12 protein-coding genes and 1 pseudogene are annotated in these 17,090 nt (G+C 66.6%); 11 read left to right on the forward strand and 2 right to left on the reverse strand.

All coding sequences use genetic code 11. The features are described 5' to 3' along the window. Positions 1–32 precede the first annotated feature (32 nt). From AC56KL_RS18345 to AC56KL_RS18370, 6 genes and pseudogenes are all read left to right on the forward strand, one after another. Positions 33–968 carry an N-acetylglucosamine kinase gene (locus AC56KL_RS18345; RefSeq protein WP_497181608.1) on the forward strand — a complete coding sequence of 312 codons (936 nt, stop codon included), beginning with the start codon at positions 33–35 and terminating at the stop codon, positions 966–968. A 32-nt stretch (positions 969–1,000) separates the two neighbouring features. Next, positions 1,001–1,786 (forward strand): annotated as a pseudogene (locus AC56KL_RS18350) (N-acetylmuramoyl-L-alanine amidase); the annotation flags it as partial. A 347-nt stretch (positions 1,787–2,133) separates the two neighbouring features. Beyond that, the gene (locus AC56KL_RS18355; RefSeq protein WP_497181609.1) at positions 2,134–3,039 is read left to right on the forward strand and encodes a LysR family transcriptional regulator; all 906 of its coding nucleotides are present in this window, start codon (positions 2,134–2,136) and stop codon (positions 3,037–3,039) included. Continuing rightward, positions 3,036–3,662 carry a M15 family metallopeptidase gene (locus AC56KL_RS18360; RefSeq protein ID WP_497181610.1) on the forward strand — a complete coding sequence of 209 codons (627 nt, stop codon included), beginning with the start codon at positions 3,036–3,038 and terminating at the stop codon, positions 3,660–3,662. The genes AC56KL_RS18355 and AC56KL_RS18360 overlap by 4 nt, the downstream gene beginning before the upstream one ends. Then, the gene (locus AC56KL_RS18365) at positions 3,662–4,618 is read left to right on the forward strand and encodes a polysaccharide deacetylase family protein (RefSeq protein ID WP_497181611.1); all 957 of its coding nucleotides are present in this window, start codon (positions 3,662–3,664) and stop codon (positions 4,616–4,618) included. The genes AC56KL_RS18360 and AC56KL_RS18365 overlap by 1 nt, the downstream gene beginning before the upstream one ends. A gap of 68 nt (positions 4,619–4,686) precedes the next feature. Next, entirely contained in the window at positions 4,687–6,147 is a 1,461-nt protein-coding gene (locus AC56KL_RS18370; RefSeq protein WP_497181612.1) for a DUF4214 domain-containing protein, read from the forward strand. A 13-nt stretch (positions 6,148–6,160) separates the two neighbouring features. Here AC56KL_RS18370 and dacB read toward each other — a convergent pair whose 3' ends face one another. Together dacB and AC56KL_RS18380 are read right to left on the reverse strand one after the other, a co-directional pair. Next, a complete protein-coding gene (gene dacB / locus AC56KL_RS18375; RefSeq protein ID WP_497181613.1) occupies positions 6,161–7,639 on the reverse strand; it encodes a D-alanyl-D-alanine carboxypeptidase/D-alanyl-D-alanine endopeptidase in 1,479 nt (492 codons plus the stop codon). Between the two features lie 10 nt (positions 7,640–7,649). Further along, complete coding sequence (locus AC56KL_RS18380; protein ID WP_497181614.1) at positions 7,650–8,888, reverse strand: nucleoside recognition domain-containing protein; 1,239 nt, start codon at positions 8,886–8,888, stop codon at positions 7,650–7,652. Between the two features lie 348 nt (positions 8,889–9,236). Between AC56KL_RS18380 and AC56KL_RS18385 the strand changes: the two genes are divergently transcribed. The 5 genes from AC56KL_RS18385 to AC56KL_RS18405 all read left to right on the forward strand — a co-directional run bounded on the left by AC56KL_RS18385 (position 9,237) and on the right by AC56KL_RS18405 (position 17,089). Continuing rightward, a complete protein-coding gene (locus AC56KL_RS18385; RefSeq protein WP_497181615.1) occupies positions 9,237–10,664 on the forward strand; it encodes a serine hydrolase domain-containing protein in 1,428 nt (475 codons plus the stop codon). A 33-nt stretch (positions 10,665–10,697) separates the two neighbouring features. Next, the gene (locus AC56KL_RS18390) at positions 10,698–12,497 is read left to right on the forward strand and encodes an ABC transporter substrate-binding protein (protein ID WP_497181616.1); all 1,800 of its coding nucleotides are present in this window, start codon (positions 10,698–10,700) and stop codon (positions 12,495–12,497) included. 178 nt (positions 12,498–12,675) lie between these two features. Further along, positions 12,676–15,528: a TonB-dependent receptor domain-containing protein gene (locus tag AC56KL_RS18395; protein ID WP_497181617.1), complete on the forward strand. Its 2,853-nt coding sequence runs from the start codon at positions 12,676–12,678 to the stop codon at positions 15,526–15,528. Positions 15,529–15,606: 78 nt separating this feature from the next. Then, the gene (locus AC56KL_RS18400) at positions 15,607–16,650 is read left to right on the forward strand and encodes a S66 peptidase family protein (protein WP_497181618.1); all 1,044 of its coding nucleotides are present in this window, start codon (positions 15,607–15,609) and stop codon (positions 16,648–16,650) included. 7 nt (positions 16,651–16,657) lie between these two features. Continuing rightward, on the forward strand, positions 16,658–17,089 hold the full coding sequence (locus tag AC56KL_RS18405; protein ID WP_497181619.1) for a nuclear transport factor 2 family protein: 432 nt from the start codon (positions 16,658–16,660) through the stop codon (positions 17,087–17,089). The last annotated feature ends 1 nt before the right edge of the window (position 17,090 follow it).

Here is a 17,090-nt window from a genome sequence, read left to right on the forward strand (position 1 = left end):
GCCGGCGGACCGACAACGTACACTCGCGGGCTATGCGACATCCCGAACAGCAGCAAGATCACGAACTCGGCCTCGGCATCGATGCCGGCGGCACCCAGACCCGCTGGGCCCTCGCGGCGCCCGGCGGCCGTATCCTTGCCGAAGGCACGGTGGGCGGCCTGTCGGCCCTGCAGATGGGCAGTGCCGAGGGACGCGAAGCCGTGCAGGCCACCTTCGGCGCCATCGCAGGGGCCGTGCTGGCGCATGGCCGCCCGGTTGCCGTGCGCGCCGGGGTGACCGGCTATGGCGGCGACGGCGGTCCCCTGCAGCGCTGCCTGGCCGAACTGCTCGGCCTCGATCCGAAGGCGGTGGTGCTGAGCAACGATATCGAAATCGCCTACCTCGCCAGCTTCCAGCCGGGCGAGGGCTACCTGGTGTACGCGGGCACCGGCTCGATCGGCGCCTTCATCGACGCCGGCGGCGGCTTTCACCGCGCCGGCGGGCGCGGCGTGGTGCTGGACGACGGCGGCGGCGGCTTCTGGATCGCGCGCGAAGCGCTGCGCCACATCTGGCGGATCGAGGACGAGCATCCCGGCGCCTGGGAAGCCTCGCCCATGGCGCATGCCGTGTTCCAGCACGTGGGGGGCTCGGACTGGTCGTTCTCGCGCCAGTTCATCTACGGCCGCGAACGCGGCGAGGTCGGCAAGCTGGCGATCGCGGTCGCCGCGACCGCCGAGCGCGACCCGGCGGCCGCCGCCATCCTGCGCGAAGCGGGCCGCGAACTGGCCCGCCTGGCCATGGCACTGGTGAGCCGCTTCGGCCCGCGCCCGGTGGCGCTGGCCGGCCGCGCCGCCGAACTGCATCCGACGATCGTCCAGAGCATGCGCGCGGCGCTGCCGCCCGATACCATTCTTACCCAGACCGGCATGCGCGCCCATTACGCCGCCGCGCGCCTGGCAGCCGACCCGACCCGTGGCGCCGCCCCATGATTGCGCCACCCGATAACACAGGATTGCCCCCGATGAAAAACCTGATCGTTCCCGTCATTCTCGCCTTGCTGGCAGGCTGCACCACCACCCCGGTCGCCCCGGTCGGTCCGAAGATCGACACCACCTACACGGCCAAGGGCCAGTCGAGCCGCGCGCGCTTCCTGGTGCTGCACTACACGGTGTCGGACAATCCGACCTCGATCAAGATCCTGACCGAGCAGCAGGTAAGTTCCCACTACCTCGTCACCAACCACCCGCAGCCGATCATCTACCGGTTGGTGGACGAGAACCGCGCGGCCTACCATGCCGGCGTCTCGAGCTGGAAGAACTACACGCAGCTGAACAACAGCTCGATCGGCATCGAGATCGTAAACCCGGGCTGGACCGCAACGCCCGAGGGCGGCAGGATGTTCTATCCCTTCCCGCAGGCCCAGATGGACGTGCTGATCCCGCTGCTGAAGGACATCGTGCAGCGCCATGGCATCGCGCCCGAGAACGTGGTGGGCCACAGCGACATCGCGCCGCAGCGCAAGCAGGATCCGGGTCCGCTGTTCCCGTGGGCGCGCCTGGCCCGGGAAGGCCTGGTGCTGTGGCCGGACGCTAACCGCGTTGCTGCCGTACGCCCGATCTTCAATGCGACCCTGCCCGATATCTTCTGGTTCCAGCGCAAGCTGGCCACCCATGGCTACGCCATCCAGCAGACCGGAATGCTGGACCAGCAGACCCGCACCGTGCTGCAGGCTTTCCAGATGAAATACCGCCCGGCCGACTTCGCCGGTAATCCGGACGCCGAAACCGCCTCGCTGCTCGAAGTGCTGACCACGCCGGCCAATGCGCCGCTGCCCGTGATTTCCACACCGATGACGACCTCGCCGGTGCCGGCGCTGCCGCCGGCGACTCCGCCTGCGCCCGTGGTGCCGGAAACCGCCCCGGCCCCGGCCGCCCCGCTGCCCGTGCCGAATCCGGCCGTGCCTGTGCCGCTGCCGACGCCGGCCTCTCCGACCGTGCCGGCGATGCCGGCGGTCCCTGCCGCGGCGCCCGCCACGGGAGCGCCCGCCGGCCCAGTTGCCGGGAACACGCCGTGACCGTCGCCGCAGCCATGTTTTCCCTGTATCCTTCGGAAAATCCGCGCCGTGCGCGGATTCTCTACTGAAGGATAAAAGCGATGCGCCTGCGCCATATCGAAGTTTTCCACGCCATCATGCAGGTCGGCACCATCAGCGGTGCCGCCCAGGTTCTCCACATCTCGCAGCCGGCGGTGACGAAAGTCCTGCAGCATGCCGAGCTGCAGCTGGGCATGCCCTTGTTCGAGCGGGTGCGCGGCAAGCTGTATCCGAAACCGGAAGCGCACCGCCTGTTCGCCGAAACCGAGAAGCTGAACCGCGACCTGCAGGGCATCCGCCGCCTGGCGGCCAGCCTGAAAGGCCGCGCGGTGGAGACCGTGCGCCTGGTATCGACGCCGACCATCGCGATCAGCGTGCTGCCGCAGGCGATGACGATGTGGCGCCGCGACTTCCCGCAGGCGCGCTGCGAACTGGCCACCCACCACACGAGCGAGATCGTGAACGCGCTGCGCCTGGGCGAAGCCGACCTGGCGCTGTCGCTGCAGGACCCGCGCCATCCGGGCATCGTGGCCGAGCCGATCGCGCACGGCAATCTCACCGTGATGGCCCCGCGCGGCACCTGGACCGAGGAAGAACTGTCGACACCCTTCGGGGCCGAAGGCCTGAGCGGGGAACTGATCGGCCTGACCGACGGCGACCCGCTGGGCGAGATCGTCGTGGCGGCCTGCGAGGCCCAGGGCGTGCAGCCGGTCTACCACACCGTGGTGCAGACCTACCAGATCGCCCGCTCGCTGGTGGAAGCCGGCGCCGGCCAGGCCGTGCTGGACCCCTTCACCGCCGCCTCGGCCGACCCGGCCAAGGTGCAGTGCCGTCCGTGGTCGCCCGCGATGCACGTGCACCTGTATCTCCTGAGCGCCAGCCATTCCCCCTTGTCGCACGGGGCGCGGGAGCTGGCCAACTGTATCGGCGCGACCGCGCGCGCCTGTCTCGACAAATCCGATTCATGACCTCGACCGGGCCGCAACAGGCTGTCGCCAGCGAAGACATCGCCGGCAGCCCTGAATTCCGCCATCTCACCAGCATCGACGGCATCGCGATCGACCTGCGCTATGCCACCAGCAACAACTTCGTCGGCCGCGACCTGTATTCGCCCTTCGATTGCGCCTGGCTGCACCGCGACGCCGCCGAAGCCTTGGAACAGGTCGTGGCCCGGCTCAGGGAGCGCCATCCCGGCCTCACCCCCCTGGTGCTCGACGCCCTGCGCCCCCAGCGCGTGCAGCAGCAGCTGTGGGACGCGCTCGAAGGCACTGGCCTGCAGATGTACCTGGCCAATCCCGCGCGCGGCTCGATCCACTCCTATGGCATGGCGCTCGACATCACCCTGCTCGACGAGAACGGCCGCGAGCTCGACATGGGCACCGGCTTCGACGACATGACCGAGCTGTCGCACCCGGCGCTGGAAGAAGGTTTTCTCACGGCCGGCAAGCTCACCGATGAACAGGTCGGGAACCGACGCCTGCTGCGCGAGGCGATGCTGGAAGCCGGCTTCTTCGGCATCAACACCGAGTGGTGGCACTTCGATTGCGGCGACCGCGAGCTGGTGCGCGCCACTTACCGCCGCGTGCTCTGATGCGAAACGCAGGCCGCCTGTCCACGTTTTCCCTTGGTCGCTGGCTGCGCGGCGCGATCGCCGCGGCCTGCCTCGCCGCTGCTCCGCAGCTGCTCGCCCAGTCGGTTGCCCTGAGCTTCGACGACGGTCCTGGCCTGGAGGCGACCCCGCGCCTGTCGCCGCAGGCGCGCAACGAGGCGATGCTGGCGGCGCTGGCCCGGCACAAGGTGAAGGCCGCGCTGTTCGTCACGGCCGGCCGCGGCGCCGTCAAGCCGGAAGGGCTGGCGCTGGCGCGCGCCTGGGGCGAGGCCGGGCACGTGCTGGCCAACCACACCATGACCCACCCGGACCTGAACAAGGCCGCGACCACGCTGGCGCAGTACCAGCAGGAGGTGCTCGATTGCGAGCGCGTCCTGTCCACGCTGTCCGGATACCAGAAATGGTTCCGCTTCACCTACCTGCGCGAAGGGAATACGCCGGAAAAGCGCGACGGCATGCGCGCCTTCCTGCGCGAGCAGGGCTACCGCAACGGCTACGTCACGCTCGACACCAGCGACTGGCGGCTGAACGACAAGCTGGTCGAGGTGCTGACAAAGGATCCCCGGGCGAACGTCGAACCGATCCGGCAAGCCTACCTGTCGCACATCCGCCAGCGCGCACTGGCCTACCGCGCCCTGTCGCAGCGGCTGCAGGGCAGGGACATCGCGCAAGTCATGCTGATGCACCATAACCTGATCAATGCGCTGTGGCTGGACGACGTGATCCGCCAGTTCCGCGAGATGGGCTGGACCATCGTCACGCCGGCCGAAGCCTATGCCGATCCGGTCTACCGGCTGGAACCGCAGCGCACCGCGCCCGGCCAGAGTCTCCTGATCTCGATGGGGCGCAGCCTCGGCCTGGGCACCCAGGACATCGGCCTGCGCCTGATGGACGACGGCGACGCCGAGATCGAGGCGCTGGGGCAGCAGGGCTTGTAGAGCGGAAATTGTATGGTTGATATTTCTTGTATATCATCAACCATCCTTTCCCCCTTTCCCTGCGAGCCATGAGCCTGTGGACGATCTCCATCCTTGACCAGCAGGACCTGCTGGACAGTCCCACGAAGTCGCTGATCGACGCCAACGTCCGGTACGTGATGCAGTACCTGGACCGCTTCATCGACTGGAAGGGTACGCTCGACGTGGTGGTACGGATCAAGTCCCACGCCGATCTCGAGCGTGAGCTGGGCTGGAAGATGGATGGCATCATCCCGGCCACCGAGATGTCGTGGGTGATCGACACGAGCGATCCCAAGGGCACCAGCAAGAGCAATTTCGTCGAAATGAAGACCGGCGTGGACGTGAACGGCGACGCGTCCGATGCCGGCTTCACGATCTATCTCGGCAAGGACGGGACGATCCGCAACTACGGCTTTCCGGTCTGGCTTGACCCCGCACCCGGCGCACCCGGCGCGGCAGGATCGGCCGCAAATTCGGCCGCCGTCCCGGCCGGCGCCCACGACTTCATTTCGATTGCCTTGCATGAAGTGCTGCACACGCTGGCCTTCGACCAGGCTAACCTGTCCTTCAGCACGCTGGGGCGGCAAGTGGTGCAGCGCGACGGCGTCTATTATTTCGAAGGCAAGGCCACGGTGGCGCTGCTCGGCGCGCCGCTCGCCTTCGATGCGGTCGGCCACGTGATCAGCGCGAAGACGCCGGCCTACGCCGTCAGCGGGATGATGGGCGACCAGGGCAACTACGAGCAGAACCGCTGGGACATCGGACGGATCGAACTGGCGGTGCTGGAAGACCTGGGCTTCGACGTCCATGCGTCCCATGCCGGCCTGCCTTACACCGACCTCGACGACAAGGCGCCGCACCTGGTCGGCGGCGACGGCGCCGACCGGCTGTACGGCGACTTCCACGCCAACGTCCTCGAGGGCGGGGCCGGCGACGATGTGCTGGACGGAGGCGCGGGCATCGACACCGCGGCCTTCGGTGGCGAGCGCGCCAACTACACCATCAAGCGCACCGGATCCACGACCACGGTCACCGACAAGACCGGCGCCGACGGCAGCGACACGCTGCAGGACGTCGAACGCATGGCTTTCCATGGCGAGATGTTCGCCTTCGACATGGATGGCAGCGCAGGCAAGGCCTACCGCATCTACCAGGCCGCATTCGACCGCCAGCCCGACGCCGCCGGCATCGGCTACTGGATGAATTTCCTGGACAAGGGCGCAACCCTGGCCGACCTGGCCTACGGCTTCGTCAACAGCGCCGAATTCGCCGCGCTGTACGGCAGCAAGCCGGGCGCGGAAGCCTTCGTTACCAAGCTGTACCGTAATGTGCTGCACCGCGAGCCGGAAGCGGAAGGCTTTGCCTACTGGGTCGAGGTGGTGCGGCAGCACGGCGCGGCGATGTACGACGAGGTGCTGGCCGCATTCAGCGAGAGCGACGAGAATGTCGCCCAGGTCGCCGCCATCATCGGCGAAGGTTTCAGCTTCAAGCCCTATACGGACGCCTGAAGCGTCCGTGTCTTCAGGGCGCCGCCGGCGCCGCCGGCTGCGGCGCCGCGCCGGAGCGCGCGACCCAGTCCACCAAGGCGTCGAGCACCGCGCGCCCGCGCCCGTTGCCTGCCTGCTCGCTGTTGACCATGGCGACGAACACGTTCTGAACGCCGTTCGCATCCGGCACGTAGCCGGCCAGGGCCACCACGTTGCGCAGCGTTCCCGTCTTCAGGCGCGCCCGTCCCGCCGCGGCGCTGCCCAGCAGGCGCCGGCGCAGGGTGCCGTCGATGCCGGCGATCGGCATGCTGGCCTGGAATTCGGGCGCCCAGTTGCTGCGCAGGCCGGCCTGCAGCAGGTAAGCCATCTGCTGCGGGGTGATGCGCTCCAGGCGCGACAGTCCGGAACCGTTCTCGATCACGAAGCCGGCGTCGTCGATGCGGTGGCTGCGCATCCATTCGCGCACGGCGGCGTCGGCGCGTGCGCCGGTCGTCTCGCCGCTGGCCGGTGCGGGGAAGCTGCCGGCGACCGGATCCGGCAGCAGGCTGCCCAGGCTCAGGAACAGCGTGCGCGCCAGCAGGTTGTCCGAAGGCTTGTTGATGTCGCGCACCAGCTCGGGCAACAGGCGCGAGCTGTGCTCGGCCAGCAGGGTCGAATCCGGCGGCGTCGCGCCTTCCACCGTCTTGCCGCTGAATTTGCCGCCCAGCTCCTTCCACTTCTGGCGGAACAGGCGCTCGATGTAGTCGTTCCGGTCCAGCACATTGATGCTGTAGCTGCGGGCGCAGTCCTTCGGGAAGCTGCCGTGCAGGACCACCTTGATGCGGCCGTCCTTCTGGCGCACCGCTTCCGGCAGCTTCCAGCCGTCTTCCCATTTCGCGCAGTCGGCGTCGACCAGCGTCATGCCTGATGCAATGCTGACCCGGTCGAGTGCCGGGTGCATCTGCAGCTTCAGGCGCTTGTTCGTCGAGCGCATGTCGATCTGCAGCATGTTCTTGTTGACCAGCAGCGGGTCGGGAATGACGTTGTAATACGCCTCCGGCGATTCGTCGAAGGGCGGCTGGCCCACGTCCAGGCGCGCCGGCTGCCACAGGCTGCGGTCCAGCACCAGGTTGCCCTCGATGCGGCGGATACCCTGGTAGTGCAGGGCGCGCAGCATGGTTTCCAGGTCGTCGCCGGACAGGTCGGCGTCGGCGCCGCCCTTCAGGATCAGGTTCCCGCGCAGGACGCTCCCGTCGATCTCGCCGGTGGTGCGCAGCTCGGTACGGCCGCGGAAGCCGGGCCCAAGGCGTTCCAGGCTGGCCAGGGTGGTCACCAGCTTCATCGTCGACGCCGGCTGCATCGGCCGGTCGGCCTGGTGCGCGAGCACCACGCTGTCGCCCTTGAGCACGAGCACGCCGAGGGCGTCCTCCGGCAGGCCCTGCTGCGCCAGCGCCGAGGCCACCGGGGCCGGTAGCTGGGCGTGGGCGCTGAACGAAGCGAGGAGGAGGGTGGCAAGCGCGAGACGGCGAAGCATGGATATATCCTTAACCGAAGAAGAGATAGGCGACGAAGATGGCGCCGACGACGCCGGCCAGGTCGGCCAGCAGGCCGTAGCCGATCGCATAGCGGGTCTTGCGGATGCCGACCGAGCCGAAATACAGCGCGATGATGTAGAAGGTGGTGTCGGCGGCGCCCTGCAGGATGCTGGACAGGCGGCCGACGAAGGAATCGACCCCGTAGGTGGTCATCGCATCGATCATCATGGCGCGCGAGCCGCTGCCCGACAGGGGTTTCATGAGGGCGGTCGGCAGCGCGCCGACGAAGTCGGTCGGCAGGCCGAGCGCAGTGAAAATCCAGGCGAAGCCGCTCACGATCAGGCCCAGGATACCCGAGTTGCGCACCACGCTGATCGCCACCAGCATGCCCACCAGGTAGGGAATGATCCTGAGCGAGGTCTCGATCCCGCCCTTGGCCCCTTCGATGAAGGCTTCGAATACGTTCACTTTCCTGGCCAGCGCGCCGACCATGAAGGCGGCAATGATCGAGAACAGGATCAGGTTGGCGGCAACCACCGAGACCAGCTGGATCTGCGCCTTGTCGAGGAAGACCGTGAAGTACCAGACCAGCAGGGCGATGAGGGCGGTCAGGCCGCCGATCCAGCCAAAGACGGCGGGGTGCAGCAGGTTGATACGCTGGCGCAGGCTGACGGCGATGATGCCGGTCATGGTCGAGCAGTAGGTCGCGATCAGGGTCGGGATGAAGATGTCGGCCGGGTTGGCGGCGCCCAGGATCGCGCGCTGGGCCATGATCGCCAGCGGAATGATGGTCAGGCCCGAGGTCTGGATCACCAGGAACATGATCTGGGCGTCGCTGGCCTCCTCCTTGCTGGGGTTCAGCGTCTGCAGGCTTTCCATGGCCTTCAGGCCGAAGGGCGTGGCGGCGTTGTCCAGGCCGAGCATGTTGGCCGAGAAGTTCATTACCATGTGGCCGTTGGCCGGATGGTCTTTTGGCACGCCGGGGAAGATGCGGGAGAAGAAGGGGGCGATGACGCGCGCGAACAGGTTGATCGCGCCGGCTTTCTCGCCGACGTTCATGATCCCGAGCCAGAGCGTCATGACGCCGGCCAGCGGCAGGGCGATGTCCATCACCGCCATCTTGGCCGACGAGAAGGTGCCGTCGATGATGCGCTTGAAGATCTCGCTATCGCCTAAAAACAGCCATTGCGCGAGCGCTGCGACGAAGCCGACGAGGAAGAAGCCAGTCCAGATGTAATTGAGTGCCATAGAGATTGCGCCGCTGAGATCGTACGATTGTGCAGCGGAGAGTATAGGCCGGGAATAAGCTGCGCTGATGAAAGAATGCGCCTGAACCATGTTTAAAAGTTATAACTAGGCGCCCGGCTATAGGGGAAACCGCCTTGTCATGCGCATTGTGGCCGGCGTTTTTGTTTGCTCAATGGCATGCGAATCAGGGCATAATCTTTTCCCTGAAGTTGCGCTTACCGGAGAGAGACCAGCATGCACCGCCCACTTCGCCCTATCCTGTGCAGCCTTCTGTTCGTGCTTGGCAGCGTCGCCCTCGCGCCTGCTCATGGGCAGGCAAACCCGCCGGCTGCGAGCCGGAGCGAACGCGTGGCCGCGCTCCTTCCCCAGATCGACAAGATGTACACCGAGCTGGCCGGCAAGGAGCACCTGCCGGGCCTGGTGTACGGCGTGGTCCTCGACGGCAAGCTGGTGCACCTGCGCTCGCTCGGCCTGGCCGATGTGGAACGCAAGACCCCCGTTACCAGCTCCACCGAATTTCGCATTGCTTCGATGAGCAAGAGCTTCGTGGCGATGGCGGCGCTGAAGTTGCGCGACGCCGGCAAACTGCGGCTCGACGATCCGGTCGCCAACTACCTGCCTGAACTGCGCCGCGTCAAACTGCCGACCACCGACTCGCCCGCGCTGACGGTGCGCCACCTGATGACCATGACCGCCGGGCTGCCCGAGGACAATCCCTGGGGCGACCGCCAGATGGCCTTGTCGAACGCCGCCATCGCGCAGCTGGTCGGCGCCGGGCTGTCGTTCTCCAATGCGCCGGGACACAGCTTCGAGTACAGCAACCTCGGCTATATCATGCTGGGCAAGGTGGTGAGCAAGGCCTCCAGCATGCGCTTCCAGGATTACATCACCCGCCAGATCCTGCGGCCGTTGGGCATGCACGACACGCGCTGGGAATATACGCAAGCGGCGCCGGGCCGGCTGGCGCTGGGCTACCGCTGGGACCGCGACCACTGGGAGCGCGAGCCGATCCTGCCCGACGGCGATGGCGCCGCAATGGGCGGGCTGATCACGACGGCGGATGATTTCGCGCGCTACATCGCCTTCCACCTGGATGCCTGGCCGGCGCGCGACGATCCCGAGCGCGGACCGCTGCGGCGCGCCTCGCTGCGCGAGATGCACCTGCCGCAAGCGTTTGGCGGCTTGTCGCCCAAGGCAACCCTGCTTGACGGTAAAACGCCGAATCCACGGGTCAGCTTCTACGGTTACGGCCTGCGCTGGGTGCGCGACAGCCACGACGTCGTGTCGCTCAGCCATGGGGGCGGACTGCCCGGCTTTGGCAGCCAGGTCAATTTTGCGCCCCACCACGGGGTGGGCGTATTCGCCTTCACCAACCTGCGCTATGGACCGGTATATGGACCTACCAACAAGGCGGTGTTCATGCTGATCGAGGGAGCCGGTCTCGGGCCGCCGCCAGTTGCCGTATCGCCGATCCTGGCCACGCGCCATGGGCAGGTGGCGCAGCTGGTGCAGTCGTGGGACGCGTCCCTGGCAAGCGCGATCGCAGCCGGAAACCTGTTCCAGGACCGCTCGCGCGACGACTGGATCGCGCACGCGCGCGAACAGCTCGAGCCGATCGGGAAGATCACCTCGGTTGGCCCGATCAAGGCCGAGAACTGGCTGCGCGGCAGCTTCCCGCTGGTCGGCGAGCGCGGCACGGTCGACGTCCGATTCACGCTCACTCCGGAACGCGATCCGAGGGTGCAGGAAATCGAACTCACGCCGGTGAAGCAGTAGCACCGCCGCTTGCGCCTTTAACCCCGCCCCGCCATGTCCTTTCGCCTGACCGCAGCCGCTCTCCTGTTTCCCCTGCTATGCGCCGGCAGCGCAGGCGCGCAGCCGCCCGCGCCTGAAAAAGTCCTGCGCATGTTCCTGTCCACCAGCGAGACCGGCCTGGACCCGGCCGTGGCCTCGGACAACGCCACCCTGTCGCTGCTGGAGAACCTGTTCGACCCGCTGCTGCGCTACGACTACCTGGCGCGCCCGGCGAAGCTGCGCCCGAACACGGCCACCGCCATGCCGGAAGTGAGCGCCGACGGACTGACCTACACCTTCCGCCTGCGCCCCGGCATCTACTTCACGCCGGACCCGGCCTTCAAGGGTGTGAAGCGCGAGATGACGGCCCAGGACTACGTCTACAGCATCAAGCGCCTGTACGACCCGGCGCTCAAATCTCCTTGGGCGTATATGTTCGAAGGGAAGATCCTGGGTGACGAAGTGCTCAAGGCGCCCTACGACGTCGACAAGCCGGTGGCGGGCCTGCAGGCGCCGGACCGCTACACGCTGCGCATCCGCCTCAAGGCTCCCGACAACAACTTCCTGTTCTACCTGGCGGTGCCGGCCGGCGGCGTGGTGGCGCGCGAGGTGATCGAGGCCTATCCGGGCCAGGCCGGCAACCACCCCGTCGGCACCGGCCCCTTCATGGTCGGTGAATGGAAGCGCAGCGACCGTATCGTCCTGCTGGCGAACCCCTATTCGAGCGCCGTGTTCCATGCCGCGCCCGGAGAGAAGTACAGTGCGGAAGACCGGGCGATCGCCGCCGCCCTCGACGGCAAGCGCCTGCCGCGGGTGGACCGGATCGAGCTGCGCGTGGCCGAGGAATTCCAGGGCCGCATGCTCGGCTTCCTGAACGCCGAGTACGACTACCTCGAGCAGATTCCCGAGTCGATGACTGACATGGTGGTGCGCGGTGGGCGCCTGAAACCGGAACTGGCGGCGCGCGGCATCGTGCTGTCGCGCTTCCCGGTGCTGCAGACCTACTACATGTGGATGAACATGACCGACCCGGTGGTGGGCGGCTACGGCAAGGAACGGGTGGCGCTGCGGCGCGCGATCTCGCTCGCCTATAACAATGCCGAGGACATCGCGCTGCTCAAGAAAGGCTTCGCGATCAAGGCCGAGTCGCCGCTGCCGCCCAACGTGCTGGGCTACGACCCGGACTACCGCAGCCCCGTGCCCTACGACCCGGCGCTTGCCAACGCGCTGCTGGACCGCTACGGCTATACCCGGCGCGACGCCGATGGGTTTCGGCGCACGCCGGACGACAAACCGCTGACGCTCACCATGCACAGCGAAGCCACGGTGAGCGGGCGCCTGCGCGACGAGTTGTGGCGCAAGTGCCTGAATGCGATCGGCCTGCGCGTGGCATTCAAGTCCGATAAAAAAACCGAGATCATCAAGGCCTCGCGCCTCGGCACGGTCCAGATGTTCGAGAGTAACTGGATCGCCGACTTCCCCGACGGCGACAATTTTTATCAGCTGCTGTACGGCCCGAATGCCGGCCGCGCGAATTATTCGCGCTTTAACCTGCCGGCCTATAACGAACGCTACGAGCAGGCGCGCCAACTCAGCGACGGACCGGTGCGCCAGAAGCTGTATTTCGAAATGAACCAGCTGATTCACGCTTACAACCCCTGGGTGCCGCTGACCCATGTGCTGTCGGGCGATTTGCGCCATCCGTGGCTGAAAAACTACAAACGCCACCCTGTCGAATTCACGACCTGGCGCTATCTGGACGTCGATGTTGCGCAAAGGGCACGCTCTGGCAGAGTGAGCCGCCAGGTTCCGTGACTTTTTCCCAAATTAAATATTCCTGTTAGTTATACTGGCCGCCGGATATTTCATTGGATGGCGCCAAATACCTGGGCGTACTCTGAAAATCGAACAATAAGGTAATGACATCACATTACTAAAAGAGAAGTCGGCCAGGCAGTCTTCGGCCGCCAAGGGAAAACGTTAGGAGAAACGCGTGAAGTTAAACAAGCTCGCCCATTTGATCGCCCTGATCGGCATCGCCAGCCCGGCAGTCGCACAAAACGTGCAGGTCTCCGGCCCAATACAGCGTGTCGAGATCACCGGCAGTAGCATCAAGCGCATCGCCAAGGAAGGCGCCTTGCCGCTCGAGATCATCACCGCCAGGCAGCTGGAAGCACAGGGCATCGTCACCGCCGAGCAGCTGATCGCGACGCTGAACGTGAACGGCAATGGCTCGGACAACCTGGCCTCGAACGCCGACGTCACCTCGGGTGCGCAGCGCGGCAACAACGGCGCCTCGTCGGCCAACCTGCGCGGCCAGGGCGCCGACTCGACCCTGGTGCTGCTGAACGGCCGCCGCGTGGCGACCCACGGCATGAAGGGTTCGGCGGTCGACCTGAACTCGATCCCGATGGCGGCGGTGGACCGCGTCGAAGTCCTGAAGGACGGCGCGTCCGCGATCTACGGCACCGACGCGATCGGCGGCGTGATCAACTTCATCCTGAAAAAGAACTACAAGGGCCTGGAAGCCCAGGCCTTCGTCGACGTCCCCGAAGCGGGCGGCAGCGAGATCGGCCGCGCGTCGATCACCGGCGGCTGGGGCGACCTGCAGACCGACGGCTGGAACGTGCTCGCCACCGTCGCACACAGCCAGAACAAGGCCCTGCGCGGCGACCAGCGCGACTTCGTGAACACCTTCCAGCCCGATCGCGGCGTGTCGGTGGACACCCGCGGCTCGCCGCACGCCAACGTGTTCGCCAGCACCGTCGGCCCGTCGCTGCTGTCGCGCACCGGCACCGGCCCGGTCATCCCGGGCGGAGGCACCACCACCTATAGCGGCATCAGCATTCTCGACCTGCCGGGCGGCGCGGGCTGCACCAGCATCGACGGCCAGGGCCCGTACGACGAGAAATTGTGGAACAGCGCCGGCGCCGCCTACGGCTGCGCCTGGGACACCGGCCGCGCGGCCGTGCTGCAGCAGCCGGTCAAGAACAGCAATGCGCTGGCGCGCGCCACCTTCCAGTCGGGCGACCACCAGTTCTTCGCCGAAGCCGTGGGCTCGAACGTCGAAGTGGCCAAGCGCTTCTCGCCGAACCAGATTTCGCCGGGCGCCACCACCTTCCCGGTCACCTCGTGGTATCCGCGCACCGGCGCAGCCTACGACACCGTGTACAACGCACTGGTCAAGGTATTCCCGAGCATCTCCGCCAACTACGGCCTGCCGATCGCCTACCGCTGGCGCTGCATGGAGTGCGGCAACCGCGAGATCGTGACCGAGTCCAAGGCCGGTCGCGTGCTGGTCGGCGCCGACGGTCCGGTCAACCTGTTCGGCCGCAGCTTCGACTACCGTGTCGGCGCCTCGCGCGCCTTCAGCGAGTCGGAGTCGACCCTTGGCACCGGCTACAACTACACCAAGGCCCTGGCTGACGCGCTGGGCACCGGCAAGATCAATCCCTTCCTGCTGCCCGGCCAGACCCAGTCGCAGGAAGCGCTCGACCTGATCAAGAGCACGTCGGCCGAAGGCGTCGTCATGTATGGCGGCAAGACCACGCTGACCCAGGTCGACGGCGCGCTGTCGGGCGAGCTGTTCGCTCTGCCGGCCGGCACCGTGATGGGCGCCGTCGGCTTCGACCTGCGTCGCGAAGAGTACGAGTTCAATGGTGACCTGCGTGCCGCGTCCGCCCGTCCGGTGATCCTGAACGCGCCCTTCGACGACGTGAACGCGCTGGACGGCGTGCACCGCGACATCAAGGCGGTCTACGCCGAGCTGCTGATCCCGGTGGTCAAGAACCTGGACGTGACGCTGGCGATCCGCCGCGACCACTACAGCGGCATCGGCAGCACCACCAATCCGAAGGTCTCGTTCCGCTACCAGCCGATCCCGCAGCTGCTGTTCCGCGGTTCGTACAACGAGGGCTTCCGCGCCCCGTCCTTCAACCAGCTGTACAACGGCGTCACCGAGTCGCCGTACGCCGGCAAGGACCTGGTCGACCCGGCCAAGTGCCCGAGCGGCCTGGTCGACGCCACCAAGCCCGGCTGCGAATCGATCACCCCGACCATCCTCACCGGCGGCAAGTCGGACCTGGGTCCGGAAACCGCCAAACAGGGCACCGTCGGCGTCGTGATCGAGCCATTCAACTGGTTCTCGGCCAACGCCGACATCTGGGAGATCCGCAAGCAGAACACCATCGACTCGTTCAGCACCGCGACCATGGTGGCGAACTACAACCTGTTCTCGGAGCGCTTCCTGCGTTTCCCTGACACGGGCCTCATTGGCGCGATCGACCAGCGCTGGGTCAACGCCGGCGAGCGCATTACCCGCGGCCTCGAAGTGGGCGCCCGCTTCAACGGCAAGTTCAGTACCGGTTCGCAGTGGACCCTGGGCATCGATGGTTCGCGCCTGCTGGAGAAGAAATCGCGCGCCACGACCAATGCCGAATTCGGCAAGAGCGAAGTGGGCCGTTTCGTCTTCACCGGCGACCTGGGCCTGAAGTGGAAGCACAGCGCCTATGCGACCTACAAGCACGGCAACTGGAACACCATGCTGCAGAACATCTATCGTTCCGGCTATGACGACCAGGTGCTGCCGGGTGTCGCGAATGGGCTGGTCAAGCCGTCGAACTACAATCCGAAGGTGGACGCCTATTCGATCTTCCACCTGACGACCACCTACACCGGCTTCAAGAACGTGACGCTGACCGCGGGCATCAAGAACATCCTGGATGAAGATCCGCCGTTCGCGATCACCTACGACAGCAACACCGGCGCAGGCAGCACCTGGGAACCGCGCGTGGCCGACCCGCGTGGCCGCGCGTTCACCCTGATGGCGACCTACAAGTTCTTCTAAGTTGATCGTCTTTGGCGGCCCGCTGTCGGGGGAGGCGCAAGCCTCCGCGGCGCGGGCCGTTTTCTTTTCAAGTCGCGTATGAAAATCAGCCGGCGCGGCTTCGGCGCTTCCGTCGCAGCCGCCATCTCCGTCCCCGGGCTTGCCGCAGCCGCGCCTGCGCGCGCCGTGAAGCGCCTCATCAAACCCCCGCGCCTGCGGCCTGGCGACCTGGTCGGCCTGGTCGCTCCCGGCGGCGTCGTCAACGACCGCCTGATCGAAAAATCCGTCCAGAATATCGAAGCGCTGGGCCTGCGCGCCAAAGTGGGTACTTACCTGGGAGCTTCCTTCGGCAACTACGCAGGCTCGGTACAGCAGCGCCTGGCCGACCTGCACGGCATGTTCGCCGACTCGGAAGTAAAGATGATCTGGCCGATCCGCGGCGGCTCCGGCTGCATCTCGCTGCTGTCGCAACTCGACTACGGCCTGATCCGGCGCCACCCGAAGATCCTGCTCGGTTATTCGGACATCACGGCGCTGCACCTGGCGATCTACAACAAGACCGGCCTGGTCAGCTTCCACGGTCCGGTGGCCTCGTCGACGCTGGCCGACTATTCGCGCGAGCACATGATGGCCGTGCTGTGCGATCCGCGTCCGCACTACACGATTCCGATGGCGCCGGAGAACGCACTGAAGGCGCAGACAGCTTCGCACTTCGGCATCCGCACCCTCACGGCGGGCACGGCGACCGGCCCGCTACTTGGCGGCAACCTGTCGATCGTGGCGGCCTTGTGCGGCACGCCATATGCGGCCGACTTCCGCGGCGGCCTGCTGTTCCTGGAAGAGGTGGACGAGGCGCCCTACCGCCTGGACCGCCTGCTGACCCAGCTCGATCTCTCGACAGGCTTTGCGCATGCGGCCGGCGTCATGCTCGGCATCTGCGAGGACTGCGCGCCGGAGGAGGGCAAGCGCTCATTGACGCTGGACCAGACCTTCGACCAGCACCTCAAGCCCTTGACCATCCCGGCGGTGACGGGCTATTCGATCGGGCATATCCGCCACCAGTTCACCATCCCGGTCGGCGTCAATGCGCGGCTCGACACCGCCAGCCAGACCGTGACCCTGCTCGAACCCGCAGTATCCTGAGGATGACATGATGATCAAACAGCTGTGTTGCGCCGTATTCTTTGTCACGCCATGCGCGGCACTGGCGGCCGATGCTGTCCTGGCGGCACGCGACGCCTCGTGGAATGCGCTGCGCCAACAGGCCGACGTGGCCGCCCTCGACCGGTTGATCGACCCGGCCTTCGTGCTGGTGCACTCGGACGGCAAGGTCCAGCACAAGGCCGACTACCTGGCCGACCTCAGCACGCGCAAGCGCGTCAATGGAGAAATCCGCAACGAAGGGGTGGCGATCCGCGAGTACGGCGACATGGCCGTCGTCAACGGCACCAGCGTGCAGTCCGCGCTTACCGACGGCAAGCCTTGGCAAGGGCGCTTCCGCTTCACCCGCGTATGGGTCAAGCGCGGCGGCGACTGGGTGCTGGTGTCGTCGCACTCCTCGCGGGTAGTCGAAGGCGGATGAT

It is taken from the genome of Telluria sp. ZB4P34, from assembly GCF_059686055.1.

Bases quoted from the DNA above. Each gene is read 5' to 3' on its own strand.
- AC56KL_RS18345 (WP_497181608.1), top strand. From the start codon at position 33: ATGCGACATCCCGAACAGCAGCAAGATCACGAACTCGGCCTCGGCATC.
- AC56KL_RS18355 (WP_497181609.1), top strand. From the start codon at position 2,134: ATGCGCCTGCGCCATATCGAAGTTTTCCACGCCATCATGCAGGTCGGC.
- AC56KL_RS18360 (WP_497181610.1), top strand. From the start codon at position 3,036: ATGACCTCGACCGGGCCGCAACAGGCTGTCGCCAGCGAAGACATCGCC.
- AC56KL_RS18365 (WP_497181611.1), top strand. From the start codon at position 3,662: ATGCGAAACGCAGGCCGCCTGTCCACGTTTTCCCTTGGTCGCTGGCTG.
- AC56KL_RS18370 (WP_497181612.1), top strand. From the start codon at position 4,687: ATGAGCCTGTGGACGATCTCCATCCTTGACCAGCAGGACCTGCTGGAC.
- dacB (WP_497181613.1), bottom strand. From the start codon at position 7,639: ATGCTTCGCCGTCTCGCGCTTGCCACCCTCCTCCTCGCTTCGTTCAGC.
- AC56KL_RS18380 (WP_497181614.1), bottom strand. From the start codon at position 8,888: ATGGCACTCAATTACATCTGGACTGGCTTCTTCCTCGTCGGCTTCGTC.
- AC56KL_RS18390 (WP_497181616.1), top strand. From the start codon at position 10,698: ATGTCCTTTCGCCTGACCGCAGCCGCTCTCCTGTTTCCCCTGCTATGC.
- AC56KL_RS18400 (WP_497181618.1), top strand. From the start codon at position 15,607: ATGAAAATCAGCCGGCGCGGCTTCGGCGCTTCCGTCGCAGCCGCCATC.
- AC56KL_RS18405 (WP_497181619.1), top strand. From the start codon at position 16,658: ATGATGATCAAACAGCTGTGTTGCGCCGTATTCTTTGTCACGCCATGC.